This window comes from Bacteroides sp. A1C1 (assembly GCF_004328515.1).
GTDB lineage: Bacteria > Bacteroidota > Bacteroidia > Bacteroidales > Bacteroidaceae > Bacteroides > Bacteroides uniformis.
This window is the reverse complement of record NZ_CP036491.1, coordinates 4,251,297-4,275,804: the sequence shown is the minus strand read 5'-3', so window position 1 is coordinate 4,275,804 and position 24,508 is coordinate 4,251,297. Positions and strand designations below refer to the sequence as shown.

23 protein-coding genes and 1 tRNA gene are annotated in these 24,508 nt (G+C 51.8%); 12 read left to right on the top strand and 12 right to left on the bottom strand.

The features are described 5' to 3' along the window. Positions 1–24: 24 nt before the first annotated feature. Positions 25–285: a DUF4248 domain-containing protein gene (locus EYA81_RS17895; RefSeq protein ID WP_005829216.1), complete on the bottom strand. Its 261-nt coding sequence runs from the start codon at positions 283–285 to the stop codon at positions 25–27. A 283-nt stretch (positions 286–568) separates the two neighbouring features. Here EYA81_RS17895 and EYA81_RS17890 point away from each other — a divergent pair, with 283 nt between their 5' ends. Continuing rightward, entirely contained in the window at positions 569–1,078 is a 510-nt protein-coding gene (locus tag EYA81_RS17890) for an HU family DNA-binding protein (protein ID WP_005829218.1), read from the top strand. A 54-nt stretch (positions 1,079–1,132) separates the two neighbouring features. After that, positions 1,133–1,234 (top strand): smalltalk protein, encoded by a 102-nt coding sequence (locus EYA81_RS19295; RefSeq protein ID WP_005829220.1) that lies wholly within the window; start codon positions 1,133–1,135, stop codon positions 1,232–1,234. Here EYA81_RS19295 and EYA81_RS17885 read toward each other — a convergent pair. Together EYA81_RS17885 and EYA81_RS17880 are read right to left on the bottom strand one after the other, a co-directional pair. After that, positions 1,231–2,361, bottom strand: coding sequence for a glycosyltransferase family protein (locus tag EYA81_RS17885; protein ID WP_131226258.1), 1,131 nt, complete (start codon positions 2,359–2,361; stop codon positions 1,231–1,233). The genes EYA81_RS19295 and EYA81_RS17885 overlap by 4 nt on opposite strands. A gap of 229 nt (positions 2,362–2,590) precedes the next feature. Then, entirely contained in the window at positions 2,591–2,773 is a 183-nt protein-coding gene (locus EYA81_RS17880) for a hypothetical protein (protein WP_005829223.1), read from the bottom strand. A gap of 176 nt (positions 2,774–2,949) precedes the next feature. Between EYA81_RS17880 and EYA81_RS17875 the strand changes: the two genes are divergently transcribed. Together EYA81_RS17875 and EYA81_RS17870 are read left to right on the top strand one after the other, a co-directional pair. Then, complete coding sequence (locus EYA81_RS17875; protein WP_005829224.1) at positions 2,950–3,183, top strand: hypothetical protein; 234 nt, start codon at positions 2,950–2,952, stop codon at positions 3,181–3,183. After that, a complete protein-coding gene (locus EYA81_RS17870) occupies positions 3,174–3,509 on the top strand; it encodes a type II toxin-antitoxin system RelE/ParE family toxin (protein WP_005836958.1) in 336 nt (111 codons plus the stop codon). The genes EYA81_RS17875 and EYA81_RS17870 overlap by 10 nt, the downstream gene beginning before the upstream one ends. A 168-nt stretch (positions 3,510–3,677) precedes the next feature. On the opposite strand, the gene proS is transcribed toward EYA81_RS17870, so the two are convergent. Together proS and EYA81_RS17860 are read right to left on the bottom strand one after the other, a co-directional pair. Next, positions 3,678–5,171 (bottom strand): proline--tRNA ligase, encoded by a 1,494-nt coding sequence (proS, locus tag EYA81_RS17865; protein WP_005829226.1) that lies wholly within the window; start codon positions 5,169–5,171, stop codon positions 3,678–3,680. A gap of 115 nt (positions 5,172–5,286) precedes the next feature. Then, positions 5,287–5,359 (bottom strand) — tRNA-Gly (locus EYA81_RS17860). A gap of 141 nt (positions 5,360–5,500) precedes the next feature. Between EYA81_RS17860 and cobU the strand changes: the two genes are divergently transcribed. Genes cobU through cobC form a run of 4 tightly spaced genes read left to right on the top strand, consistent with a single transcriptional unit; the run spans position 5,501 to position 8,390 of the window. After that, positions 5,501–6,022 (top strand): bifunctional adenosylcobinamide kinase/adenosylcobinamide-phosphate guanylyltransferase, encoded by a 522-nt coding sequence (gene cobU / locus EYA81_RS17855; protein ID WP_061412622.1) that lies wholly within the window; start codon positions 5,501–5,503, stop codon positions 6,020–6,022. A gap of 30 nt (positions 6,023–6,052) precedes the next feature. After that, on the top strand, positions 6,053–7,090 hold the full coding sequence (gene cobT / locus EYA81_RS17850) for a nicotinate-nucleotide--dimethylbenzimidazole phosphoribosyltransferase (protein WP_035448437.1): 1,038 nt from the start codon (positions 6,053–6,055) through the stop codon (positions 7,088–7,090). 1 nt (position 7,091) lies between these two features. Then, positions 7,092–7,835 (top strand): adenosylcobinamide-GDP ribazoletransferase, encoded by a 744-nt coding sequence (locus EYA81_RS17845; protein WP_131226256.1) that lies wholly within the window; start codon positions 7,092–7,094, stop codon positions 7,833–7,835. A 15-nt stretch (positions 7,836–7,850) separates the two neighbouring features. Beyond that, positions 7,851–8,390, top strand: coding sequence for an alpha-ribazole phosphatase (cobC, locus tag EYA81_RS17840; RefSeq protein WP_131226255.1), 540 nt, complete (start codon positions 7,851–7,853; stop codon positions 8,388–8,390). On the opposite strand, the gene EYA81_RS17835 is transcribed toward cobC, so the two are convergent. The 5 genes from EYA81_RS17835 to EYA81_RS17815 all read right to left on the bottom strand — a co-directional run bounded on the left by EYA81_RS17835 (position 8,371) and on the right by EYA81_RS17815 (position 15,834). After that, positions 8,371–10,332, bottom strand: a complete 1,962-nt coding sequence (locus EYA81_RS17835) for a sensor histidine kinase KdpD (protein WP_117589515.1) — start codon at positions 10,330–10,332, stop codon at positions 8,371–8,373. The genes cobC and EYA81_RS17835 overlap by 20 nt on opposite strands. Next, a complete protein-coding gene (locus EYA81_RS17830) occupies positions 10,329–12,209 on the bottom strand; it encodes an ATP-binding protein (RefSeq protein WP_117589516.1) in 1,881 nt (626 codons plus the stop codon). Before EYA81_RS17830 ends, EYA81_RS17835 begins: the two co-directional genes overlap by 4 nt. A gap of 108 nt (positions 12,210–12,317) precedes the next feature. Then, positions 12,318–13,286 carry an adenosylcobinamide-phosphate synthase CbiB gene (gene cbiB / locus EYA81_RS17825; protein WP_131226253.1) on the bottom strand — a complete coding sequence of 323 codons (969 nt, stop codon included), beginning with the start codon at positions 13,284–13,286 and terminating at the stop codon, positions 12,318–12,320. A gap of 3 nt (positions 13,287–13,289) precedes the next feature. Then, positions 13,290–14,324, bottom strand: a complete 1,035-nt coding sequence (locus tag EYA81_RS17820; RefSeq protein ID WP_131226252.1) for a threonine-phosphate decarboxylase — start codon at positions 14,322–14,324, stop codon at positions 13,290–13,292. After that, positions 14,317–15,834, bottom strand: a complete 1,518-nt coding sequence (locus EYA81_RS17815) for a cobyric acid synthase (protein ID WP_171030465.1) — start codon at positions 15,832–15,834, stop codon at positions 14,317–14,319. The genes EYA81_RS17820 and EYA81_RS17815 overlap by 8 nt, the downstream gene beginning before the upstream one ends. Before the next feature lie 177 nt (positions 15,835–16,011). Here EYA81_RS17815 and EYA81_RS17810 point away from each other — a divergent pair, with 177 nt between their 5' ends. The 4 genes from EYA81_RS17810 to pncB all read left to right on the top strand — a co-directional run bounded on the left by EYA81_RS17810 (position 16,012) and on the right by pncB (position 22,259). Continuing rightward, a complete protein-coding gene (locus EYA81_RS17810; protein WP_016273658.1) occupies positions 16,012–17,439 on the top strand; it encodes a TolC family protein in 1,428 nt (475 codons plus the stop codon). 12 nt (positions 17,440–17,451) lie between these two features. Continuing rightward, the gene (locus tag EYA81_RS17805; protein ID WP_008663461.1) at positions 17,452–18,447 is read left to right on the top strand and encodes an HlyD family secretion protein; all 996 of its coding nucleotides are present in this window, start codon (positions 17,452–17,454) and stop codon (positions 18,445–18,447) included. Continuing rightward, a complete protein-coding gene (locus EYA81_RS17800; RefSeq protein ID WP_131226250.1) occupies positions 18,444–20,834 on the top strand; it encodes an ABC transporter permease in 2,391 nt (796 codons plus the stop codon). The genes EYA81_RS17805 and EYA81_RS17800 overlap by 4 nt, the downstream gene beginning before the upstream one ends. A gap of 240 nt (positions 20,835–21,074) precedes the next feature. Continuing rightward, positions 21,075–22,259 carry a nicotinate phosphoribosyltransferase gene (gene pncB, locus EYA81_RS17795; RefSeq protein ID WP_131226248.1) on the top strand — a complete coding sequence of 395 codons (1,185 nt, stop codon included), beginning with the start codon at positions 21,075–21,077 and terminating at the stop codon, positions 22,257–22,259. Between the two features lie 31 nt (positions 22,260–22,290). On the opposite strand, the gene EYA81_RS17790 is transcribed toward pncB, so the two are convergent. Together EYA81_RS17790 and EYA81_RS17785 are read right to left on the bottom strand one after the other, a co-directional pair. Continuing rightward, a complete protein-coding gene (locus EYA81_RS17790) occupies positions 22,291–22,860 on the bottom strand; it encodes a cob(I)yrinic acid a,c-diamide adenosyltransferase (RefSeq protein ID WP_022401002.1) in 570 nt (189 codons plus the stop codon). Between the two features lie 141 nt (positions 22,861–23,001). Next, entirely contained in the window at positions 23,002–24,390 is a 1,389-nt protein-coding gene (locus EYA81_RS17785) for a cobyrinate a,c-diamide synthase (protein ID WP_117599545.1), read from the bottom strand. Between the last annotated feature and the right edge of the window lie 118 nt (positions 24,391–24,508).

The following is a 24,508-nucleotide window of genomic DNA, read 5'->3' as shown; positions in this document are numbered from 1 at the left end:
TCCCTATTTCCGGCCGGCATCCTGTCAGGGTTCTCCCAGATACTTCACCAGCACTTTCACTTCCAGCGGAGTGAAGGTGCGCCGGTATTTGTTGTAGCCCACCTTCTCCAGCTCACCCTTCAGTGCCTTGTTGTGGCGTATCCATGCCGCCAGGGTATAGATGGCATTGCTGATGCAGTAAGTCGGGTTGTAGAGCATGGCAAGCTCCTCCTTCGAATAGGCGTGGATGCGGAACGGACGAAGGTCTTCCTCCTCCTCTTCCCTCTTTTCTTTTTCTGTTTTCATTCTTTATGTTATTGGTTGATTATTACACCATAAAGATACTGAATATCAGTGATATGACCAAGCATATACAGACATAAACGGGCATCGGACGAAGAACTTTTCCTGAACAGAAAGGAAACGGGAAAGAGACGGCGTAACCCGAAGAAAGCCATGAGCAGAAAAAGCCGGAGAAGTACTTTTGCAGCACCCCTCTTCCCCCCCTAAAGGAGAAAGAGAAGAGTATTGCAATACGGGACTTTAATTTCTAATTGTTAATTGTTAATTTTTAATTATTTAATTGTTTATGGGAGTACCATTCAAGAAAATTGCGAGGAAAGATCCTCGAAAGGCAGATGCGGTGGCAAAGTTCTACCCGCAGCTGGTGACACTGGGCGACAATGCGACGCTGGACGACATTGCGTATGTGATGAAAGAGAAGAGTTCGCTGACGCTGGGAGACATCCAGAGTGTATTGACCAATTTTGTGGAGGCCATGATTACGACCCTCTACAGTGGCCAGTCGGTGAATATCAAGAACTTTGGCGTATTCAGTCTGTCGGCGCGTACGGCAGGCGTACTGGATGTAAAGGAGTGCACCGCAAAGAACATCAAGGCGGTGAAAATCAATTTCCGGCCTTCCAGCACCGTAAGACCGGACATCGCCGCCACGCGTGCCGGGCAGAAGATTGACTTCTACGACTTGGAAGCATTGGTGAACAAGGGAGACGGTGAAGGAGGAAGCTCCGGCGGCGGTTCCGGCTCGGGAGACGGAGGCGGTTCGGACGGAGACCAGGGTGAAAATCCATTGGGATAAATATGACTGATTTTACTACCGATTCGTATGTTCAACTTTTAAAACGTATATAGCATGAAAAAAAGTATCTGGGATAAAATTCTGAAAGTCGTAATTGCAGTAGCCTCCGCCATCTTAGGGGCATTGGGAGCCAATGCGATGAACGTGAGCATTTAAGTCGCCGGAAAGAAAGGACGGCAGGAAGAGGAAACCCCGAAAAAGGTTTCCTCTTTTTCTTCCCTCTCTATACAGCGCAGGATACGCCAGTCGCAGCTACGCACCCAATAGCGGAAAGCCATGTTCGGACGGAAATGCTCCGAGAAGTCCAGCAGACGTTCCAAATCGAACTCCTCGGAGATGACACCGGCACCGCTACGGAATGCATCGTAGGCGTTACAGTCCTGCTCGATATGCGCCGGAACCATCAGCAAAGGCTTGCCCAGATACATCGCCTCGCAGACCGACTCGAAGCCGGCAGTGGTGGCATAGGCCTTGCAGCCTGCCATGTAGCGCAGGAATTTGACGTCATCGAGCTGATGGAAACTCAAGGTGTCGTCCACACGGCACACCTCGGCTTCGTCCTGCTTGTCCCAGAAGAAGTGGAGGGGTATTTCCGGATGGGCACTGTGCCAGTGACGGATATTCTCGCCAAAACCGGAGTTTACCATGTATCCGTGGAGATAATCCCTTTCCGTACCTTCGCACGACAGCACCTCCCTCCGCAGCAATGGCGGAACCACGCGGATATGCGCTTCTTCGTCATCCTCCATCTCGCGGAAGGAAAGGGCGAGTTTTTCGCGGGCACCTATGCACGTGAAACGGGTGAAAAGGCGGAGCAGCCACAGATGGAAGCCGTTCTTACCGGGAAACTCGAAATCGCGGTGCAGGAACAGGTACTGGTGCCCGACGCTTATTTGAGGGACGGAAGGACGGAACAAGAGATAGGTCAGCCCCGTGAGCAGTTCGTAGAAGTTGATGACCAGTTCGGCGCCACTCTCCTCAATGCGGCGGTGTATATAGTGCATGCTTTTCAGATAGACGGGCAGACGGGTGAGATTATAGGCCACACTGCGCGCAAGACTTGCCCGCTTGTTGGCAGGCGTAGGCAGGAAATTGGGACTGAGAAAGCGTTTCACCGGAGCTTGAATGCTGCGGTTGAAGAAACCGGGCAGACAGCGCGAATTGCTTTTGCCCACCAACACTTCCACTACTTCGTGACCGTTGCGGCGCAGCAGCTCTTCCATTGTAATGGCTTGGGTCAGATGCCCGCGGCCTTCTCCTTGAACGATAAAAAGGACTTTCATTGAGACGACTTGATGATTTACAAATTACTGTTGAAACACATGCAGCACATGACGTTGCATTTAGTTGATGCAAATATCGCACCTCCGTGTTACGGCAGAATGTGAAGAATGTGACAATTCGGTTATAAATGACAAAAGTCACACCGGCATCGCGCAGACATGACTTCAAGAGAATTTATGGAATAAATACGTAAAAAGGATAATTCGGTCGGCATATGATGCCGGAATATCAGACAAATTCCTCGACCATATACATATCACTGACAAAATCGTCAACAATCTGTTCCAGGTTTTCGCAGGCTTCGTCAGGCGTTTCACCGTAGGCGCTGCACAACACATTATTCATAAAATAAGCGTAAAAACCACCGCCGGCTGCCGCCTCTACGGTATAGTCATTTCTGTTCAGTTTCATATTCGGGCCTCCTTTCTTTTTTTACGCTGCAAAAATGAGGGAAAGTTGTTACGAGGAGATGTGAAGGAGGTTACAATAGTATGTAGATTGGTTGGCTTTGATGCAGTGGAAAATAAATGGATTGAATATTAGGAGTTTTCATTTATTCAGTTTACCTTTGATTAAAAATAAAAGCAATGGGTAAAATTAAACCATATAAAGAGCAGGACTCTTCCAAACAAACGGCACAAGAACCGATGATGGCAACTTATCATCAATCAGCCATACCGATGGACGACTTTATCAACAGTATTCCCCGAGATGCTTTGGCTGAAGCCCTTCTATTTGCCTTAGAAGAGAATAAAGCAGGACACTGTATATCAAACTCCCAAATAGAGAGTATGATAAATGAACGCATGGGATGGAAATAGTCTGGTCTAAGTTGGCTTATGAGCACTTTTTAGAGATACTTATTTATGTAGAGAATAATTTTGGCATGTTGACGGCACAGAAAACACGTCAAAAGATACAAGACAAAGTAAATCTTTTAGCAAAACATCCGTATATAGGAATTATAGACAGTGATTTTTCTACTCTATTTAACAACATTACTGTCCGTCATTTAAAACTTTCCCCTAACGTGATATATTATTTGATTGATGAGAATAGGATTGTCATTGCAGCAATGCTTCATTCAAAACAATCTCCGGAAACTGTACGTAAAACAATCTCAGAATTTCTGAAGCAATATAAATAGCTGTTCATCAATTCATGATGAGAGATAACTCTATAAATTTAAAACCGAGAGGACGTATCAAGATATACAATCACCCCGGATTACGCGGATTAACGCAGATAAAAGTTTCTGATTATCAGAACTCCTAAAATCATCTGTGTTAATCCGCGTAATCCGGGGTGGGTATTATTAATAGGAACGTGCGAAAATCACGCGGCAGGCAGAAGGCTTGCCGGTAACCATACACTTGCCCGGTTCCTTGTCACCCGGAACAAATGAATCGAAAGGAATACAACGGATGGTTGCTTTGGTCTCTTCCTTGATTTTCTCTTCGGTTTCGGTAGTCCCGTCCCAATGAGCCAGAATGAAGCCGCCCTCTTCAATCTTTTCCTTGAATTCCTCGTAGCTGTCCACGCTGGTGATGCGGCTGTTACGGTAATCGAGCGCTTTCTTGTAGACATTAGCCTGAATGTCCTCGAGCAAATCCTTCACGTACTCTTCGATACCCTCGCAGGAACGCGTCTCCTTCTCCAGTGTATCGCGACGCATGATTTCCATTGTATTGTTCTCCAGGTCGCGGCCACCCATCACCAGACGAACGGGAACACCCTTCACCTCATAGTCGGCAAACTTGAAGCCCGGACGTTTGTTGTCGGCATTGTCGTACTTCACGGAAATACCCATTGACTTCAGCTTGGCAACAATGCCTGCCACTTTCTCGTCAATCTTAGCCAGCATCTCTGCATTCTTGTAGATAGGTACGATGACTACTTGTATCGGAGCCAGGTGCGGAGGAAGTACCAGACCGTTGTCATCGGAATGCGTCATGATAAGCGCTCCCATCAGACGGGTGGAAACACCCCAGGAGGTAGCCCAAACATACTCCAGCTTGTTCTCCTTATTGACGAACTGTACATCGAACGCCTTGGCGAAGTTCTGTCCCAAGAAGTGGGAAGTACCGCTCTGCAAAGCCTTTCCGTCCTGCATCATCGCTTCGATGGTGTAGGTGTTGAGGGCACCGGCAAAACGCTCGTTGGCAGACTTCACGCCCTTTACCACGGGCACCGCCATGTATTTTTCGGCAAACTCGGCATATACATTCAGCATCTTTACCGCTTCTTCTTCGGCTTCCTCGCGGGTGGCATGTGCCGTGTGTCCTTCCTGCCAGAGGAATTCGGCGGTACGGAGGAACAGACGGGTACGCATTTCCCAACGGAACACGTTTGCCCACTGGTTGCACAAGATAGGCAGGTCGCGGTATGAATTGATCCAGTTCTTGTAGGTGTTCCAGATGATGGTTTCGGAAGTAGGGCGGATAATCAGCTCTTCTTCCAGTTTTGCAGCAGGGTCCACCACCACACCGCCGCCATTCGGGTCGTTCTTCAAACGATAGTGCGTCACGACGGCACACTCTTTGGCAAAGCCTTCCACATGTTCCGCTTCACGGCTGAGGAATGATTTCGGAATAAGCAAGGGGAAATAAGCGTTGACGTGTCCCGTTTCCTTGAACATATCGTCCAACTGACGTTGCATCTTCTCCCAGATAGCGTATCCGTAGGGCTTGATTACCATACAGCCGCGTACTGCCGATTGTTCTGCCAAATCGGCTTTTACCACCAACTCGTTGTACCACTGAGAATAATTCTCACTACGTTTGGTAAGGTCTTTCAATTCTACTGCCATTCTATTTCGTTTTTTAAAGTTTTTCCTACGTTTAAAATGGCTTGACCCGAACATTTTCCTCGATATTTAAAAAAAGGCAGCCGCTGTGATGCAACTGCCTAACTCTAAATGGAGGAGCGGCAAGCGAGACTCGAACTCGTGACCCTCAGCTTGGGAAGCTGATGCTCTACCAACTGAGCTACTGCCGCATAAACATTTCCAAGGTCATGCCTTAAAAACGGTGGCAAAGTTAATAAATTACTTCCTAAAAAAACAAACGTTTCGTCAAATATTTCTTATTTTTGCTCGGGAAAACAAAGATATTCTTTCAAAATACAGACTAAATACCAATGAAACGAATCATACTCATCACCGGAGGAGCACGTTCCGGCAAAAGCACCTATGCGGAAAAGCTGGCACTCGAGCTCTCTCCCACTCCCGTTTATCTTGCCACGGCACGCATCTGGGACGAAGAATTCCGCCAGAGGGTAATCCGGCATCAGGAACGCCGGGGACCGGAATGGACAAACATCGAAGAGGAGAAAGAACTCAGCCGCCACCGGCTGGAGGGGCGGGTCGTCCTGATAGACTGCATCACCTTATGGTGTACCAACTTTTTCTTCGACCTGCATTCAGATACCGACCGGGCACTTGCCGCAGTAAAGGCGGAGTTCGACCGCTTCACGGCACAAGACGCAACCTTCATCTTTGTAACCAATGAAATAGGTATGGGAGGAACTTCCGAGAACGAACTGCAACGAAAGTTCACGGACATGCAAGGCTGGATGAACCAATATGTAGCCGCCCGTACCGACGAAGTGATACTGATGGTATCCGGCATCCCACTTACCGTAAAAAACACTCATTCATAAAACAACAGACAATTAAAATTCAACAGACTGATGAAAACATTTCATATCACCCGCCCGGACGAGTCAATCCGTCCTGCATTGATTGACAAAATCAACAACCTGACCAAACCCAAAGGCTCATTGGGCATTTTAGAAGAACTGGCACTCCAAATCGGACTCATACAACAGACATTATCCCCCGCCTTGAAACATCCGCAAAACATTATCTTCGCCGCCGACCACGGCATTGTAGAAGAAGGTGTCAGTCTGTCTCCAAAGGAAATCACCTGGCAGCAAATCAGCAACTTCCTTCATGGAGGGGCAGGTGTCAATTTCCTCTGCCGGCAGCACGGCTTTACCCTGAAGATTGTAGATGCAGGAGTAGACTACGACCTCCCCTACGAGAAAGGCATCATCAATATGAAAGTGCGCAAAAGCACCCGGAGTTATCTGCACGAGGCAGCCATGACGGAAGAGGAAATGGAGATGTGCCTGGAACGGGGTGCCGAGGTGGTGCGCCAATGCCATGAAGAAGGCAGTAATGTCCTCAGCTTCGGTGAAATGGGTATCGGAAACACCTCTTCATCCTCCCTGTGGATGACCTGCTTCACCGGTATTCCTCTGGAACAATGTGTCGGCGCAGGCAGCGGACTCGACAGCGCGGGCATCCGCCACAAATACGAAGTGTTGAAGCAGTCTATGGAGAACTACAAGGGCGACGGCTCTCCCCGAGACATCATCCGCTACTTTGGCGGACTGGAAATGGTGATGGCCATAGGCGCCATGCTGCAAGCTGCCGAGCTGAGGATGATTATCCTTGTAGACGGATTCATCATGACCAACTGCCTGCTTGCCGCCGCCAGGCTCTATCCGGAAGTGACGGATTACGCCATCTTCGGACACTGCGGAGACGAGTCGGGCCACAAACTGGTACTCGACGCCCTGCATGCCCGTCCGCTGCTGAACCTGGGACTGCGTTTGGGAGAAGGAACGGGGGCCATCTGTGCATATCCCATTGTCGACTCGGCCGTGCGGATGCTCAATGAAATGGATAACTTTGCACATGCCTCCATCACTAAATACTTTTAATATGAACAATGTCTTGGCTGCATTCATAATGCTCACCCGACTGCCCTTCTGGAAAATCAAGGAAGTACCGGCAGAGTGTTTCAAGCATGTGGTTCCCTATTGGCCGCTTGTAGGCTGGCTGACGGGAGGCGTGATGGCGGCAGTGCTGTGGCTTGCCGGACAGATTATGCCGGTGTCATTGGCATGGATTCTTGCCCTCATCGCACGCCTAATTGTCACCGGATGCCTGCACGAAGACGGACTGGCAGACTTTTTCGACGGTTTCGGTGGCGGTACCACCCGAGAACGGACTCTTGCCATCATGAAGGATTCCCACATCGGAAGCTACGGTGTCATCGGATTGATATGCTATTTCCTGCTGTTGCTCCAACTTCATCACCTGCCACTGGGACTTCTCTGCATCCTTGTGCTCTGCGGTGACTGCTGGTCCAAGTTCTGTGCCTCCCAGATTGTCAACTATCTGCCCTATGCCCGGAAAGAGGAAGACAGCAAAAGCAAGACCGTCTACAACCGCATGAGCTGGTACGAGTTACTGGCCGGATTTCTTTGCGGTCTGCTTCCTTTCGTACTGCTGCTGCCTATAAAGCTGTGGATTGCCACCCTCTTCCCACTGCTCACCTTCTTCCTGCTCTACCGATTGATGAAGCGGCGCCTGCAAGGATATACGGGTGACTGCTGCGGGGCCACTTTCCTGCTATGCGAACTGTCCTTCTATTTGGGAAGCCTTATCCTAATTATAAATTAAAACTAAAAATTAAAGATGGAAGTAATATTCATTCGACACACTTCGGTAGATGTCCCTCCGGGCGTATGCTACGGACAGACCGATGTTCCCCTAAAACCCACGTTTGAAGCGGAAGCCGCCGTGACAGCAGAAAACCTGAAGGCATACCTTCCGTTCGACCACGTCTACACCAGTCCCCTGACCCGTTGCGTGCGCCTCGCCACCTATTGCGGCTATCCCGATGCAGAACGGGACAAACGGATTATGGAAATCAATTTTGGTGACTGGGAGATGAAGCCGTTCGAGCAGAATGAAGACCCACGCTTGCAGGAATGGTATGCCGACTACATGAACGTGGCAGCTACCGGTGGAGAGTCCTTTGCCATGCAATACCGACGTGTCGGCCAGTTTCTGGACGAGTTGAGGAAGAAGCCCTATACACGCGTTGCCATCTTCGCACATGGCGGCGTACTCATCTGCGCGCAACTCTATGCCGGAATCCTCAAAGCCGAAGAAGCCTTCGACGCATTGACGCCCTACGGCGGCATCGTCCGCATCAATCTCGACAAGGAATAGTGAACGAAATAGTAGGGCCTTCCTCCGCTTCGGTTTGCACCTTGTAGATACCTCCAAAATAATGAATAAAATGGGCATTGATTTCATGGCGAATCAAGCTCGTTTTATTCTCAAAATGTACCTTTGCAAACGGGGCGTTGACCACATCGAAATAGAGGGCCGACCTAGTGCGGTCCCGTCTGATGCGGATAATCGCCTCATAACGGGCAGTATCATTCTCTGACGGAGTCAGCATGCTGACAAGCAATGTATCGAACCATCTCCGGTCTGTCCTCGCAAACTGTTCCTTGAGGTCGGTCTGCAGGCTGACAGACACAGCGCTCTCCTCACGGCTGTTCACTTTATCCAGCACCTCACTGCACAACTGAATAATGTCACACTCCTCGTCCTCATACTGAATCTTGCCGGACTCCAGGCGGGACAACTCCAGAATGCTGTTGACATAATTCAGCAGACTTTCCGCATTGGTCTGAATCATCTGCCCGTATTCCCTCTTAGTCTCCTTATCCAGCTCCTCCTTTCCGGTCAGCAATTCGGCAAAGCCCACCACCACATTCAGCGGAGTACGTATATCATGGCTGATTTCCGATTTCAGACGTTCCTTCGCGATGTTGTCCGTCTCTGCCTGCAAAGCGGCTTCAGCCGTCTTCTTCTCTACGACAGCAATCTTTCCGGAGACATAGCGCGTATACAAGTAGAAAAGCAGCATCAGCAGCAGGCAGACGCCCAGGAATATAAATCCTATACGGTAATTCATGTCCTGAATCTTCTGCTTCTCCAACAACAGCTCGTCAATGTGGTAAATCTCCTTCACCTGCTTCAACTGGTTGGCCGAGAAGGCATTGTTCAGCGAATCCTGCTTGCGTATGAGGTAGCGCCGGGTCTCGATGGCCCCGTCAATGTCCCCCTTGTCATATTGCGTACTCGCCTTGTAGTTTATCAAAGTGGCAAAGGTGGAAACGTAGTTGTTCAGTACCGTAGGGGTCACCTCGTCTATCAATGCGATGCTTTTGTCATACTCATCGGTCTTGGCATAATATTGAAGCTGTATCAACTGGACATTCAGCCAGAAGACGGGATCTACATGCGGTTCAAGCAGTTTCTTTACTTTCTCGATATGCTCGTGCGCCACTGTAAAGTTCTTCCGGTTCATGTAGTGCAGGATATACTTCACTTCGCAGTCAATCTCGAAATTGCTCCAGTTCTTCCTTGTCTCGGGTTCTTTGGAAATAACCGTCTGCAACGTCATGTCCATTTCATGCAAATAGGGCAGCTTCAGGCTGTCTTTACCGCCATTGCCGTATACCTGGGCAATACGCGACAGTATATCCACTTTCAGGCTGGTCTTTGTCTGGGGAGAGAAATTCCGGTAAGCCTCCAAGAAAGCGTCCAGTGCCTCATTCGGGCGGCTGGACACTCCGTAGGCACACCCCAGACTGTTATACGCCGCTATCATCCCGTTATTGCTATGGCGGAGTTTTGATTCCTCCAACGTCTCCTTAGCCACATACACCGCTTTCTCTATCTGTCTCTTGGAAGCCAGGGCGCGGCTGATGGCAGCCTTCTGCTCCAGATAATAATCGTAAGTGCCTACCTGGGAGACAAAATCCTTCAGCACATCCACCCAATACGACAGACTGTCCGGGTCGTGTTTCTTGTCATAACATGCCGCCAGATAGTAAGCGCCCATATTCTCATAGAAAGCGTTCTTCTGCCGCCGCGCCTCCTCGTACAGACGGGTGGAAAAAGTCATGTTATAGGGAGCATACTGGTGCTTGTAGGCCATGTCACGGAGATACGTCAGCCGGACAAGGGTGGCCGGCAGGGTATCGGCAACCTTCAGGATGCTGTCCTGATACCGGACAGCCCCCGTGTCTTCTGCCAGCAGCGGACAGATATATCCGCAAAACAAAACATGGATGAGAATCAGTATTCGTTTCATTGCGCCGTTCCTCCGTGTAATGCGGGATTATACTTCAAAGGATGCGTAAAACAGAAACGCGCGCCACGGGTGTACCCACTGTCCACCCACAGCTTGCCGTTCATATATTTCACAATCAGTTGGCAGATGGAAAGGCCCAGTCCGCTTCCCTGCACAAAATCATTCAGCTTTTCAAAGCGTTCAAAAATCAAGTGCTGCTTTTCCGGTGGAATGCCGCATCCGGTATCCGTCACGGAGAAAAGTGCCGTACCGGCATCAGCCATCTTCAGTTCCAGCACGATGGAGCCTTGTTCCGTAAACTTGGCGGCATTCACCAGCAGGTTTATCAAGACCTGGCGGAGGCGCGCATCGTCCGTATCCAGCATCAGGACGGACAAATCCGTGTCAAAACGCATTTCAACCTCCAGCTTGCGCGAGGCCATCACGGTCTCCACGACCTCATTACACAACTTCACGGCATCATGCGTGCGGATGTTGAAGGTTATATTGTCATTCTCGAAATCCGAGAAATCCAGAATGTCATTGATAAGTTTCAGCAACTGAAAGGAATTCACCTTGATAATTTCGGAGAATTCCCGGCGCGATTCGTCATCGAATGACTCGTCCTCATCCGTCAGTACCGCCGAGAATCCGACAATGGCATTCAGCGGCGTACGTACCTCATGGCTCATGTTCGAAAGAAACATATTCTTCCGTTGTATGGCTTGCACCGCTTTCTCCTTCATCGCCTCCTGCCGCATCTGGGAACGCTTCAAACGGAATATCTTCTTCCAGCCCAGCACCAGGAGGAATATCAGAAACAGTACGGACACAATGATGCCTGCCAGATAGAAACGCATGGATACAATGCGGTCGCGTTCGTTCTGGTAGGCCAGTTGGTCGGCCTGGAAACGGGTACAGAGCCGGTCTATCTCCTTGGGATAGTTCTTCTCGAACGAAGTCTTGATATACGAAAAGACCTTGCCGTACTGTCCGTAGGCTTCTTCCTTGTTCCCCATCTTCACCAGTAAATCCGCCTTTTCGAGCAGAGCTTCCTTGTAGATGTTATGGTTTATCCGGGCATATTCGGTTTGAAGGAAATCATTGTAGGCGGTCAAGGCTGCCTCATGCTCTCCGGTGGCCACCAGATAACGGGCATCTATAATCAGAAGGTATTGCCGTATCTCCGGAATCAGTTGCGCTTCAAGCTGGCCTATCTGTACCAGACAATGGCTGGCAGCTTTCAAGTCACCCTTGAATAATTGGCAGGAAGCATTGGAGATGTGACGCATGGCCAGCTCCAGCGGAGAAAGCCGGTCTTCCGGATAGAGGTTCAGACGTGCAAGATAACGCGAGGCACCGTTTACATTCCGTATGCGCAGGTTATAATCTATCAGTTCCACCAGTAGCATGCGGATATGCACATCCTCCCCGTCCATCCCATCCAGCAGTCTCAAAGACTCTTCGTAAGCGGCACCGGCTTCCCGAAGCCTGCCGGTATAGCTGTACACCTCTCCCATGGCATTCAGCGCCAGGGCATTGCCGAAGGGGTAGGCAAGCGCGCGGGCTTTGGAGTACATCTGGTCGCTCTGGGCAATGGCCATACGGATTTCTCCACGGAAAAGGGAGGATTTTATAAGTATTCTTTCCAGTTCGAAATAGGTGTAATAGCGCTGGGATTCATCCAATTGGGACAAAAGGCCGTCGGCATTCAGCGAGTCACACTCCTCCCGGGTCAGATAGTCGAAACCGAGGCTGTTGTGAAAAGTGGAGATGACCTCATGGACTATACTTTCCTTTTCTTTAGTCCAAGAATCCGCTTTATCTGTTGCCGATGCAATTATTGTGCTCCCGAACCAAATAAAGAAAAGGAATATATATAGTTGCTTTATCCTCATTTATAAGACTTTGTCTGCTTTAAAAGTTACATTTTTAATGCAACGCGGTCTTGCAAAGATATTATATCTTTTTGGAACGGACAAAGAATCAGTTAAAATAACAACATTTTAAAAACAAAAGGAAGCCAAGGTCGATGTCACTATTACGGCAACCACCATCCACCACTCCACACGCCGGTTGATGCGGACAGCCACACGCATATCTTCTGTCTTCAGAGGCCGTTCATTAGAACCGATATAAGGTTTCCATACCTCCTCGCCGAAATAGTTGTGCGGACCTCCGAAACGGCAGTCCAGAATACCGGCAAGGGCGGCTTCCGGATAACCGGAATTGGGACTGGCATGCTGGCTGCCATATCTGCCCACAAAAGCAAACAAGGAAAGGCGACCGGAAACCAGTACCATCAGAAAGGCTGTCAGACGGGCGGGAATATAATTGGCAACATCATCCAAACGGGCAGCAAAACAGCCGAACCGACGATAGCGTTCATTCTTGTAGCCGACCATAGAATCCAGCGTGTTCACCATCTTATAGGCAAGCATGCCCGGAACTCCCAACAGCAGATACCAGAACAAGGGGGCAACTACCCCGTCACTCAAATTCTCTGCCAAAGTCTCCAATGCCGCGGTTCTCACCTCCTGCGCCGAGAGTGCAGACGTATCACGCCCTACGATACGTGCCACTTGCATCCTCCCTTCCTCCAAGGAACGGTCCACCGCCTTGAACACCATACGCACCTCGCGAACCAGCGTAGTGCCCGCCAAGCAATAGAATATCAGCAATATTTGCAGCGTTAGAAGCATGCCCGGAGAAAAGAGTGCCGCCAAGCGGAGCAACAAAAGCGTAATGACGTATACCCCCAAGACAAGAGACACCGCCACAAACGCACCTTTCAGAAAACGCAAATCGCCCCGGTTCAACCGGTGCTCACAGAAAGAAATGGCTTTGCCGAAAGCCACCACCGGATGGGGTAGCCACGCCGGGTCGCCCAGCCAGTGGTCGAGCAGCCAGGCTGTGAGAAGCGGCAGGTTCAAGTTGAAGGCGACACCCAAAAGTATAAGTACATCTTCTTCCATCGGTTATTCCTCCTCAAGCCATTGTCCTATTGCTTTTACAAGCCTGTCATTCTCCTCCCGGCTCTGGGCGGCTATGCGGAAGAAGTGCTCATTCAGCCCGTCAAAGTTGGAGGCGTCCCGAATCAAGATGCCATGCTCCCCGGCCAGATAGTCTTTCAAGGCGGAAGCCTTGCCCATACGGAGGCACACCAGCATGAAATGGGTTTCGGTGGCCCATACCTCCAGTCCTCCCAATGCCTCGAGCGCACTGCGCAGGCGGGCAGCCTCTTGCAAGTAAGACGCCACATCCAGCGGATTGGGAACATCATGTTCCAACAGATGGAGTCCCGCCTCAATGGCAAGCTGATTGACCGACCAGGGCATACGGTTGGTACGCAAGCGGTGCAGCAGGTGGGGGGCGCCGGTGACATATCCCAGTCGCAGACCGGGAACGGCATAACGCTTGGTCATGGAGTGCAGCAGCAGAACGTTGGGAAATTCCGCCGCCTCGGCAGCAGAGAAAAGCGGACGCAAGGTGAAAAACTCGTAAGACTGGTCGATGACGAAACATACCTGCGGATTATGACTGATAAGTGTTGCCAGATATTCCTTCTCCACGACCGTTCCAGTAGGGTTGTTGGGATTGCACAGCCACAGCATGCGCACCTCTTCCGGCAAGCGATACCCCTCGCTCTCCGCAGGAAGCCGATAGAGGGAAGTGACCCGATGGCCGTGCATGCGGCAGGCATCGGCATATTCACTGAAAGTGGGCTGCACAATGGCGGTGTTTGTCCCGCGGAAAGTCTGCGCGGTGAGATAAATGGCTTCGGTAGCTCCGTTCGTCACGCACACTGCCTCGGCAGGAAGACGGTGGCAGCGGGCAAGGCAGGCCTCAAGCGTGTAAGGCTCCGGTTCGGGATAGTTGCCGATGCCGTCAATCCGGGCACACAGATGCGCCTTCAAGGCAGAGAGGTCTACCCTGTTGTAAACGTTCGAGCTGAAGTTTGCCGTAATGGGACGGCTGTATTTATAGGAATCGTCTCCGTGTCCTTCAATCATGGTTCTTTGTCAATATTTGGTAGATAAGCGGCAGGTTGACGTGGCGGCGCACGTGCTCGGCAAGCCTATCGTATTGTTCTTCTTTGAATGTATGGTAATCGAAAGCGCCGGCATTCCCGGACAGTTTGTCTGCAAAAGGCGCAAGCAGGAAATCTATGAATTCCGGATTGTCGAGAATGCCATGAATATAGGTCCCCATGCAGGTGGAGTCCACGTAGTAACCGTCGGTAGAGCCGTTCTCCAAAAGATTTAGGGGAGAATCGGGGGCGCCTTCCACGGGGGTGGTCACTCCCATATGGATTTCATAGCCCTGCATGAATGGAGAACGGAGAGTGGAAGATGGAGAATGGGGATTGCACAGACCAAACTTCACCTGGCGGGTCACCTTCTCTCCCGACATGCGGGTACTGATGGGCAACAGTCCCAGTCCGGGCAGGCGTTCGATGTCTCCTTCCACATGCTCAGGGTCGAGCACCTCCTGCCCCATCATTTGATAGCCACCGCAGATGCCCATCACGGTGGCACCTTCACGGTGGGCACGGGTGATGGCAGCCGCCACACCGTTACGGCGCAATTCGTAAAGGTCATCAAGTGTGCTCTTGGAGCCGGGCAGCAGGATGACGTCGGCCTTTGCCAGCTCATCCACATTGTTAGTATAGAAGAGATGTACGCGTGGGTCACGTTCCAGGACATTAAAATCGGTGAAGTTACTGAGGTGGCGCAGCAGAATGACGGCGATGTTCACCTTTCCCTTCTCGGCACGGACAGACTTTGCGGCAAGCGCCACGGAGTCTTCTTCTTCAATGTAGATATCACGGTAGTAAGGCACCACCCCGACAACGGGAATGCCGCAAAGCTCCTCCAGCATCGTAATGCCCGACTCGAAGAGACGTATATCCCCCCGGAACTTGTTGATAAGAATTCCTTTAATGCGTTCCCGCTCATGGGGACGAAGCAACATCAGCGAACCATAGACACTGGCAAACACACCGCCACGGTCAATGTCGCCCACAAGAATTACATCGGCTCCGGCATGCAGGGCCATCGGCAGATTGACAAGGTCGGTATCCCGCAGATTGATTTCGGAGATGCTTCCCGCGCCTTCCAGCACAACGGGATTATAGCGAGCGGCAAGGCGATCGTAGGCAGCACAAACCTCCCGGCGCAGCTCGTCGCGTCCTTCCTTGCGGAAATACTCATAAGCATTGCGGTTGCCGATAGGACGCCCGTTGAGGACAACCTGCGAGGTATGGTCCGACTGTGGTTTCAGCAGTAGCGGATTCATGTCCGTGTGGCAAGGCACTCCGGCGGCTTCTGCTTGCACAGCCTGGGCACGGCCTATCTCCAGCCCTTCGGGAGTGGCAAATGAATTGAGCGCCATATTTTGTGCCTTGAACGGTGCGGGCTGATAGCCGTCCTGCTTGAAGATGCGGCAGAAGGCGGCAGCAATGATGCTCTTTCCCACATCACTGCCCGTCCCGGCAAACATAATCGGATGAAGTTTCTCCATAAATTCCATTTTAGCGAATGCAAAGATAGTGCAAATCCGAATATCTCTCCCATTCATAAGCCATATCTTCGGAAACTATTCGTTATATTTGTAACGTTCTATTCAAAAAGATGACTACTGAACAATTCCCACCTCCTCTTGTTTAGAGAAACAAGAACCCCTAAACCGAACGAACTTATGAATAATCTATTATGCCGGAGATTTTTTCCGGCTGCTGCCTGCGTGCTGCTTGCCATCGGTGGAGTGGCCGCACAAACCTCCCTTCCCCTTAGCTTCGGTGATGCCCTAAGGCAGATGCAAAACGGCAACCGCAGCCTGAAAATAGCCGACAAGGGAATTGAAGCCGCCCGTGCGGAACGTGACAAACTGAATGCCCTCTGGTACCCCTCCCTGCAAGGTGCCGGTACGTTCGTGCATCTTTCCGAAAAGATAGAGGTAAAACAGCCCCTTTCCCAGTTCACCGACCCGGCAAAGGACTTTGTGCACAACATCGTGCCGGACGACCAATTCATCAGCAGCATACTCGACCAGATAGGCTCCCATACCCTTGCCTTTCCACTGGCTCCACGCAACCTGACTTCCGTCGGCCTGACCGCCGAATGGGTCGTATTCTCCGGCGGCAAGCGCATCCGGGCCTCGAAGATAGGCAACACCATGATAGACATTGCCCGCGAAAACCGGGGACAGACCGATGCCACGCAACGCACCCTGCTGGCAGAAAGCTACTTCGGGCTGAAACTTGCGCAAGAGGTAGTACGCGTGCGGCAGGAGACTTACAACAGCCTGCAACGCCATTACCAGAATGCCCTTAAACTGGAAGCTGCCGGCATGATAGACAAGGCAGGCCGGCTCTTTGCCCAAGTGAATATGGATGAAGCTGCCCGTTCACTGGAGGCTGCCCGGAAGGAGGCCTCCGTCGTGCAAAGTGCCCTGCGCACCCTGCTCAACCTGCAAGACACATGCAGCATCCATCCTACTTCGGAGCTTTTCATCAACGACCAACTGCCCGCCAAAGAGGAGTTCCTGCAAGCCATGCGGGTGGAGAACTACACCGTGAACCAACTGCAACTGCAGTCACAGATTGCCCGCCAGCAGCTCCGCATCGACCAGAGCGGCTACCTGCCGGACATCGCCGTATTCGGCAAGCAGACCCTCTATGCCCACGGCATACAAAGCAATCTTGTCCCCCGCACCATCGTAGGTGTGGGCTTCACCTGGAACCTGTTCGACGGACTGGCGCGTGAGAAGCGCATCCGCCAGTCGAAGATAGCCCAGCAGACCCTTGCCCTGGGACAAGAAAAAGCCAAAGAAGACCTGAGCGTAGGCATCGACAAGCTCTACACCCAACTGCAAAAGGCACAAGACAACGTACGCGCCTTGAATACCACCATCGAGCTGAGCGAAGAGCTGGTGCGAATCCGCAAGAAATCCTTTGCCGAAGGCATGGCAACCAGTACCGAGGTCGTAGATGCGGAAACGATGCTGGCAACCGTCCGCGTGGCGCGTCTGGCAGCCTATTACGAATATGATGTGGCACTGATGAACCTGCTGGCTATCTGCGGAACGCCGGAACGGTTCGAGAAATATTTCGAGACAACTTATTAAAACCTACCCTTTATGAAAATCAATAATAAAAGCATCAGCATTGCATTCGTCATTATCCTGGCCGCAACGGTCATCATTTCGCTTGCCGGCATGTTACTCATGAACCGGCAGCCCCTGGTCCTGCAAGGACAAGTGGAAGCAACGGAAATACGTATCAGCGGAAAGCTGCCCGGACGTGTGGACTCCTTCCTCGTACAAGAGGGCGACTGGGTGAAGGCAGGCGATACGCTTGTCGTCATCAACAGCCCCACCATCGAAGCCAAATACCGCCAGGTGAATGCCCTGGAGCAGGTGGCCCAGGAGCAGAACAAGAAGATAGACGCCGGTACCCGCCGCCAGATTGTGGCCACCGCCAGGCAACTCTGGAACAAGACGCAGAGCGACCTTGCCCTCGCCAAGACCACTTACCAACGCATTGTAACGCTTTATAAGGACAGTGTCGTCACCTCCCAGCGGCGTGACGAGGTGGAAGCCATGTACAAAGCCGCCCAAGCCGCCGAACGTGCCGCCTACGAGCAATACCAGATGGCCGTGGACGGAGCGCAGAGCGAGGACCGCGCCTCGGCCCGCAGCCTGGTGGAAGCGGCGCGAAGCACTGTCGATGAAGTCTCCTCCCTCCTCGTCGACTCCCGCCTGACTGCTCCCGAAGATGGCCAGATAGCCACCATCTTCCCCAAACGCGGAGAGCTGGTGGCCCCCGGTACTCCCATCATGAGCCTTGTCGTGATGGACGATGCACACGTGGTACTGAACATACGCGAGGACCTGATGCCGCAATTCAAGATGGGAGGCACTTTCCGTGCCGATGTCCCCGCCATCGACGGCAAGGACATTGAATTCCGCATCTACTACATCAGTCCGCTGGGCAGCTTCGCCACCTGGAAATCCACCAAACAGACGGGCAGCTATGACATGCAGACGTTCGAGATACACGCACGTCCCACACAGCAGGTAGAGGGATTGAGACCGGGGATGTCCGTACTCTTAAAAATGAAGAATAAAAAATGAAAGATAAAGAATTTGGCTACGCAATGAAAGCGCTCCGCATGGTTATCCGTCGCGAATGGCACCGCATGACCTCCCGCCGTCTATACCTCGGCGTCTGCGTCGTGCTACCCTTGCTCTGTCTGTTCTTCATGGCCACCATCTTTGGAAACGGACAGATGGAGAACATTCCCGTGGGTATCGTCGACCTGGACAACACTGCCACTTCGCGCAATATCTCCCGGCGCATCTCTGCCGCCCCCACCTTCCGTGTGACGGAGCACTTCACCGACGAAGCCGACGCCCGCCGGGCATTGCAACAGAAGGACATATACGGCTACCTCGTCATCCCGCCCCGCTTCGAACAGAAGGCGGTGACGGGAACTGGCGCAACGCTCACCTATTATTACCACTATGCCCTTCTTTCGGTAGGCAGCGAGCTGATGGCGGCGTTCGAGAATACGCTTGCCCCCGTGGCGCTCTCGCCCATCGTGATGCAGGCCGAAGCTCTGGGAGTCAGCGGAGAACAGATACAGACCTTTCTGCTCCCCGTAGAAGCCAGTGCCCATCCCCTCTACAATCCGGACATGGACTACTCCATCTACCTGAGCCAGCCTTTCTTTTTCGTACTGTTCCAGATACTCATCCTGCTCACCACCGTCTACTCCATAGGCAGCGAACTGAAATTCGGCAGCGTCGGCGAATGGCTGGAGACGGCACGAGGCAATATCCTCACTGCCGTAGCAGGGAAACTGCTGCCCTATACCCTCATCTTCTCGTCCATCGGTATCCTGGCAAACTATGTACTGTTCGGCCCGCTACATATCCCCTTCGCTGGCAGTCTGTGGCTGATGAATGCAGTGACCGTGCTCTTCATCATCGCTACCCAGGCATTGGCGGTCTTTATCTATTCTGTCTTTCCCAAGATTGCCTATATCATCAGTGTAGTATCCATGGTGGGGTCGTTGGGGGCTACGCTGTCCGGAGTCACGTTTCCCGTTACAGCCATGTATGCGCCCGTGCATGCGGCCTCCTACCTCTTCCCCGTGCGGCACTTCACGGAGGCGGCACAAGCCATGATTTACTTCGATGCAGGGTTTGCCTACTTCTGGCAGTCGGTAGCTACACTCTTCATCTTCCTATTGGCAGCACTGCTGATACTGCCATTGCTGAAATGGTGGATAAAAAAAGAGATAAGGGAAGAAGCAATCTCCGCCTCCCCATCACCTTGCCCACCTACCGCATTGTCAACAGCTTCCGTCATCCGCCACGAGTGGCATGCCATCGCCACCAATCCCGCCATCCTGCTCGTGCTGGCAGGCGGTATCTTCCTCTACGGACTGCTCTACAACTACATGTACGCCCCCAACCTGGTGCGCAAGGCTCCCGTCGCAGTGGTAGACCTCTCCCACTCCGCCCTCAGCCGCGAATACATCCGACTGCTCGACGCCACTCCCCAGACCGCCGTCTACGGCCAGACACCCAACATCCTCGAAGCCCGCCAATGGATGAAGCAGGGCGACGTGGCAGGCATCCTTTACCTGCCTGCCGACTTCGAGGCACGTGTGGCACGGGGCGAGACTTCGGTCTTCGTACTCTATGCCGCCACGGACGCTTTCCTCAACTTCAAAGGACTGCAAGAATCCAGTGCGCGCGTCATGCTTGCCGTGAACGATGCCCACCGCATGGAGGGCACCGTATTCCTACCTCCGCAAGGACTGCTGGCAGTGGCTTCGTCCGCTCCCGTCAGCGTGTCCGGCACGGCGCTCTACAACTATACAGAGGGCTACGGTTCCTATCTGATTCCCGCCGTCCTAATTGTCATCATCTTCCAGACGATGCTGATGGTGATTGCCATGCTGACGGGCGAGGAAGCGGAAGCCCGAAGAAAAGGAATACGGCTGATGCGTGCCGACTCATTGAAGGATACATTACGGATTGTCGGAGGCAGGACCTTCGTATACTTCATGCTCTACGTGGTGTTTTCCCTATTCCTGCTGGGACTGTTGCCGCACCTGTTCAGCATCCCACACATCGGCAGCGGAGGAAACATCGTCACAATGATGATACCCTTCCTGCTGGGCACGAGTTTCCTTGCCCTGGCCGTCTCCCGCTGGTTTACAGACTCCGAAGCGCCGTTGCTGATGATAGCCTTCTTCTCTGTGGGCTATATCTTCCTTTCGGGCGTGTCCTATCCGCTGGAGCTGATGCCGTGGTATTGGCAGACAGCCCACTATCTGTTTCCGGCAGGTCCTGCCGTACTTGCTTTTGTAAAACTGAATTCAATGGGTGGAACGCTGGCCGACGTATGGCCGCAGATGCTGACGATGTGGATACAAGTATTGGTCTATGGAACTTTGGCGCTCTGCACTACACGCCACCTCTACGGAGAAGGAAAAGTGAAGGCATAAAAAAAGGCTATCTATCCCAGACAGCCAATCTTTTGTTAACCTTAAATCTAATACTATGAAAAACACATTGCAAATGTGCGGACTTCCTCGAAATATCCAAAATTTCTGTCCATGACGGTCTCATTTATAACATGGTTTAATAGGAATATGCCGTTGTTAACAGATAGAGGCTGATCAAATAAGAAATTTTCACTATCTTCATCCCCAAAATCGAACATCATAACTAAAGAATATTTTGCCATGATTCATACCATATTCGATACAGACCTTTACAAATTCACCACCTCGTATGCCTACATCAAATTGTTTCCCTATGCCATGGGCACTTTCAGCTTCAAGGACAGAGACGACACCGCCTATACGGACACGTTTCTGAAGGAACTGCAAGAGGCGGTGGACAGCCTGGCACAGACCGTACTTACTGCCGAAGAGCTGGAATACATGACCCGCCACTGCCGTTTCCTGCCGAGGGTCTATTGGGAGTGGCTCTCCTCCTTCCGCTTCCAGCCGGAGAAGGTAAGCATCCATCTGGACGAGGACCGGCACCTGAACATTGAAATCACGGACTATCTGTACAAGGCCACCCTTTACGAAGTCCCCCTGCTTTCTATCGTATCCGAAATAAAGAACCGTTCTTTGGGAAACGTGGCCGACATGGACGGCATACTCTGCAAACTGTCCGAAAAGGTGGCACTCTCCAACCGACACCAGCTGTATTTTTCAGAGTTCGGCACCCGGAGACGCTTCTCGTTCGAGGTACAGGACAAAGTCATAGACCGTCTGAAGGAAGCCGCCGAATACTGTACCGGGACTTCCAACTGCCACTTCGCCATGAAATACGGCATGAAGCCTATGGGGACGCATCCGCATGAATGGTTCATGTTCCACGGCGCACAGTTCGGCTACAAACACGCCAACTACATGGCCTTGGAAAACTGGGTGAACGTATACGACGGCGACTTGGGCATCGCACTGTCCGATACCTATACCTCCGGCATTTTCCTAAGTAACCTGAGCCGCAAGCAGGCCAAACTATTCGACGGTGTACGCTGCGACTCCGGTGATGAATTCGATTTCACCGACAAGCTCGTTGCCCGCTACCGCGAACTGGGCATCGACCCTACCACTAAAACCATCGTCTTCAGCAATGCGCTCGACTTTGGCAAGGCACTCGACATCCAGGAGCATTGCAGGGGCAAAATCCGCTGCTCCTTCGGCATCGGCACCAATCTGACGAATGATACCGGATTCAAGCCCTCCAACATCGTAATGAAACTGACGCAATGCAAGATGAACGTCAACCAGGAATGGCGCGAATGCGTGAAACTGTCCGACGATGCAGGAAAGCATATCGGCAGCGAAGCGGAAGTACGGGCATGTCTGTATGATTTAAGGCTCGGACAGCAAATAGAACCCCTATGCTGAAAACAGCTTCCCGGCGGTTAGCGATAAGTGCTTACTGTCTTTTCCTTTTGTAGGCAAACTCTTGCCATTTCTCCTCCGGCCAGTCCTGCCGCTGCATCTCCATGCGGGCCATGACGAAGAACAAGTCCGAAAGGCGGTTGATGAAGCGCAGAATATCCTCGTTCACAGGGTCTTGGCGATGGAGTGTCCACAAACGGCGTTCGGCACGGCGGGCCACGGTACGGGCAAACTGCAGTTGGGCTGATATGGGAGTGCCACCAGGCAAAAGGAAGTAGCCGTTGTCCGTCAGCAGGACGGTCATGGCATCCATCTCCTGCTCACAGCGCAGCGTGAGCTCTGCGGCAGAAAGCGGATTAGGGTTCACCACTCCCGAGGGAGTGGCCACATGGCTCATCACCACCATCAGTTCCCGCTGGACAGCATGCAGCAACTCCTGCCATCCATCTTCTGCCGCCAGCATGGAGCGCACGATACCAATCACGGCATTCAATTCATCAAGGCATCCGTTTGCCTCGATACGGATGTCATCTTTCGGCACACGCGCGCCACCATGAATACCCGTTGTTCCTTTGTCTCCAGTTTTGGTATAGACTCTTTTCATACTCTATTTGATAAATCAGTAGGGTCTTCCAAAGAAGACAAGCGATAAGTATTCAGTTTCATAATATATTTAAATGAAAACAAAGATACTCCACTATTTCAAGAACACAAACGAAATTACATAAAATATCAATGCGCTATTTTAGAGTTCACCGAACAAAGCCATCACATCCACCTCGCCCCAATACAGATGCATATAACTGGCTATCAGGTTCTTATAGCGAAAGACGGGAGTGGTTACCTTCCCTCCTTTGGCATTGTAGACCTGCGCTATCGAGGGAGGAAGACTGCACGCACCACCTTCTTTTCCATCAGTTTCGGGCACAGCAAACTGCGTATAATGGAATTCGTGTCCTTTAAGCCGCCATCCGTTATAGTCGAACTGGCGGTATCCCAATGTCAGTTTCCTGCGTCTACGCTCGTTCGTAATGCTGAAAGGCAATACTCCTACCATCTCATTTCCAATATTGCCTACACAGCTCCCGGCACTTCCCCCGTCCGTATCCCCATCAGAAAGAACGGACTGCGAAAGATATATCATCCCCCCGCATTCCGCCAGCGTCCTGCCACCGGCCTCTATATAGCTGCGGATAGACTCCCTGGCAAGCCTTGCCCCGGCAAGTTCCTCCAGACGGTTCTCGGGATAGCCGCCGGGCAGATAGAGCAAATCCGTCTCTTGCGGAACAGCCCGGTCCTGCTCCGGATTGAAGAAAGTGACCGTGCCCATACGGCGCAGAATATCCAGATGCTCCGCATAGAGGAAGGAAAAGGACTCTTCGTTGCGCGCTACCGAGATATGCAGCTTCCCCGGCTCCGATAGTACCGGCTTCTCCTCCACTGCCGCCGTAGGCAATGGACGCCCGGTTGTCGAGAGCAGTAGTTCCCAGTCCACATGTTCCTCCAGCAAGCCTGCCAGCATGTCCAGCCCCTCCGTCTCCTTAGAACGGCTGAAATCCAGCCCCAGATGGCGCGACTCCTGCTCCAGTTCCTTCTGCTTGGGCAGATAGCCCAGACAAGTCACGTTCAAGTCTTCACAGACCTCCTGTAACATCCGATAGTGACGGAGCGAGCCGACACGATTGAAGATAACTCCCGCAATACGTATATCCGGACGAAAATTGATGAACCCCGACAACAAAGGAGCCATGGAATAGGCAGCCGACTTGGCATCAACCACCAGCACCACAGGAATACCCAAGAGCCGAGCCACTTCTGCCGACGAGCCCCGGTCGCGGTCGTACCCGTCGTACATCCCCATCATCCCCTCGACCACGGCAACATCCGCATCCGCCGAATAGCGTGCATACAGACTGCTTACGTGCTCCTGAGATGCCATGAAAGTATCCAGATTGATGGAAGGACGGCCGCATACCACCTCGTGATACTTGGTATCTATATAATCGGGGCCGCATTTGAAAGGCTGCACCTTCAGACCTTTCTTCACAAACAATGCCATCAGTCCACGACTGACGGTGGTCTTTCCACTGCCCGATGTAGGGGCGGCTATGAGAAACTGAGGGATGGAACGCATAATTAATGTGTTAATGATTTAATGTGCCAATGTGCTAATCGGCTGCGCTATACTTGCGCTACTTCCCCATGCCGCAGGTCATTGACATATTGACATATTGGCACATTGGCACATTTTC

What these genes read in the sequence shown, in the direction of transcription:
- EYA81_RS17895 (WP_005829216.1), bottom strand. Translation starts at nt 285, where the DNA reads ATGAAAACAGAAAAAGAAAAGAGGGAAGAGGAGGAGGAAGACCTTCGT.
- EYA81_RS17890 (WP_005829218.1), top strand. Translation starts at nt 569, where the DNA reads ATGGGAGTACCATTCAAGAAAATTGCGAGGAAAGATCCTCGAAAGGCA.
- EYA81_RS19295 (WP_005829220.1), top strand. Translation starts at nt 1,133, where the DNA reads ATGAAAAAAAGTATCTGGGATAAAATTCTGAAAGTCGTAATTGCAGTA.
- EYA81_RS17885 (WP_131226258.1), bottom strand. Translation starts at nt 2,361, where the DNA reads ATGAAAGTCCTTTTTATCGTTCAAGGAGAAGGCCGCGGGCATCTGACC.
- EYA81_RS17880 (WP_005829223.1), bottom strand. Translation starts at nt 2,773, where the DNA reads ATGAAACTGAACAGAAATGACTATACCGTAGAGGCGGCAGCCGGCGGT.
- EYA81_RS17875 (WP_005829224.1), top strand. Translation starts at nt 2,950, where the DNA reads ATGGGTAAAATTAAACCATATAAAGAGCAGGACTCTTCCAAACAAACG.
- EYA81_RS17870 (WP_005836958.1), top strand. Translation starts at nt 3,174, where the DNA reads ATGGAAATAGTCTGGTCTAAGTTGGCTTATGAGCACTTTTTAGAGATA.
- proS (WP_005829226.1), bottom strand. Translation starts at nt 5,171, where the DNA reads ATGGCAGTAGAATTGAAAGACCTTACCAAACGTAGTGAGAATTATTCT.
- cobU (WP_061412622.1), top strand. Translation starts at nt 5,501, where the DNA reads ATGAAACGAATCATACTCATCACCGGAGGAGCACGTTCCGGCAAAAGC.
- cobT (WP_035448437.1), top strand. Translation starts at nt 6,053, where the DNA reads ATGAAAACATTTCATATCACCCGCCCGGACGAGTCAATCCGTCCTGCA.
- EYA81_RS17845 (WP_131226256.1), top strand. Translation starts at nt 7,092, where the DNA reads ATGAACAATGTCTTGGCTGCATTCATAATGCTCACCCGACTGCCCTTC.
- cobC (WP_131226255.1), top strand. Translation starts at nt 7,851, where the DNA reads ATGGAAGTAATATTCATTCGACACACTTCGGTAGATGTCCCTCCGGGC.
- EYA81_RS17835 (WP_117589515.1), bottom strand. Translation starts at nt 10,332, where the DNA reads ATGAAACGAATACTGATTCTCATCCATGTTTTGTTTTGCGGATATATC.
- EYA81_RS17830 (WP_117589516.1), bottom strand. Translation starts at nt 12,209, where the DNA reads ATGAGGATAAAGCAACTATATATATTCCTTTTCTTTATTTGGTTCGGG.
- cbiB (WP_131226253.1), bottom strand. Translation starts at nt 13,286, where the DNA reads ATGGAAGAAGATGTACTTATACTTTTGGGTGTCGCCTTCAACTTGAAC.
- EYA81_RS17820 (WP_131226252.1), bottom strand. Translation starts at nt 14,324, where the DNA reads ATGATTGAAGGACACGGAGACGATTCCTATAAATACAGCCGTCCCATT.
- EYA81_RS17815 (WP_171030465.1), bottom strand. Translation starts at nt 15,834, where the DNA reads ATGGAGAAACTTCATCCGATTATGTTTGCCGGGACGGGCAGTGATGTG.
- EYA81_RS17810 (WP_016273658.1), top strand. Translation starts at nt 16,012, where the DNA reads ATGAATAATCTATTATGCCGGAGATTTTTTCCGGCTGCTGCCTGCGTG.
- EYA81_RS17805 (WP_008663461.1), top strand. Translation starts at nt 17,452, where the DNA reads ATGAAAATCAATAATAAAAGCATCAGCATTGCATTCGTCATTATCCTG.
- EYA81_RS17800 (WP_131226250.1), top strand. Translation starts at nt 18,444, where the DNA reads ATGAAAGATAAAGAATTTGGCTACGCAATGAAAGCGCTCCGCATGGTT.
- pncB (WP_131226248.1), top strand. Translation starts at nt 21,075, where the DNA reads ATGATTCATACCATATTCGATACAGACCTTTACAAATTCACCACCTCG.
- EYA81_RS17790 (WP_022401002.1), bottom strand. Translation starts at nt 22,860, where the DNA reads ATGAAAAGAGTCTATACCAAAACTGGAGACAAAGGAACAACGGGTATT.
- EYA81_RS17785 (WP_117599545.1), bottom strand. Translation starts at nt 24,390, where the DNA reads ATGCGTTCCATCCCTCAGTTTCTCATAGCCGCCCCTACATCGGGCAGT.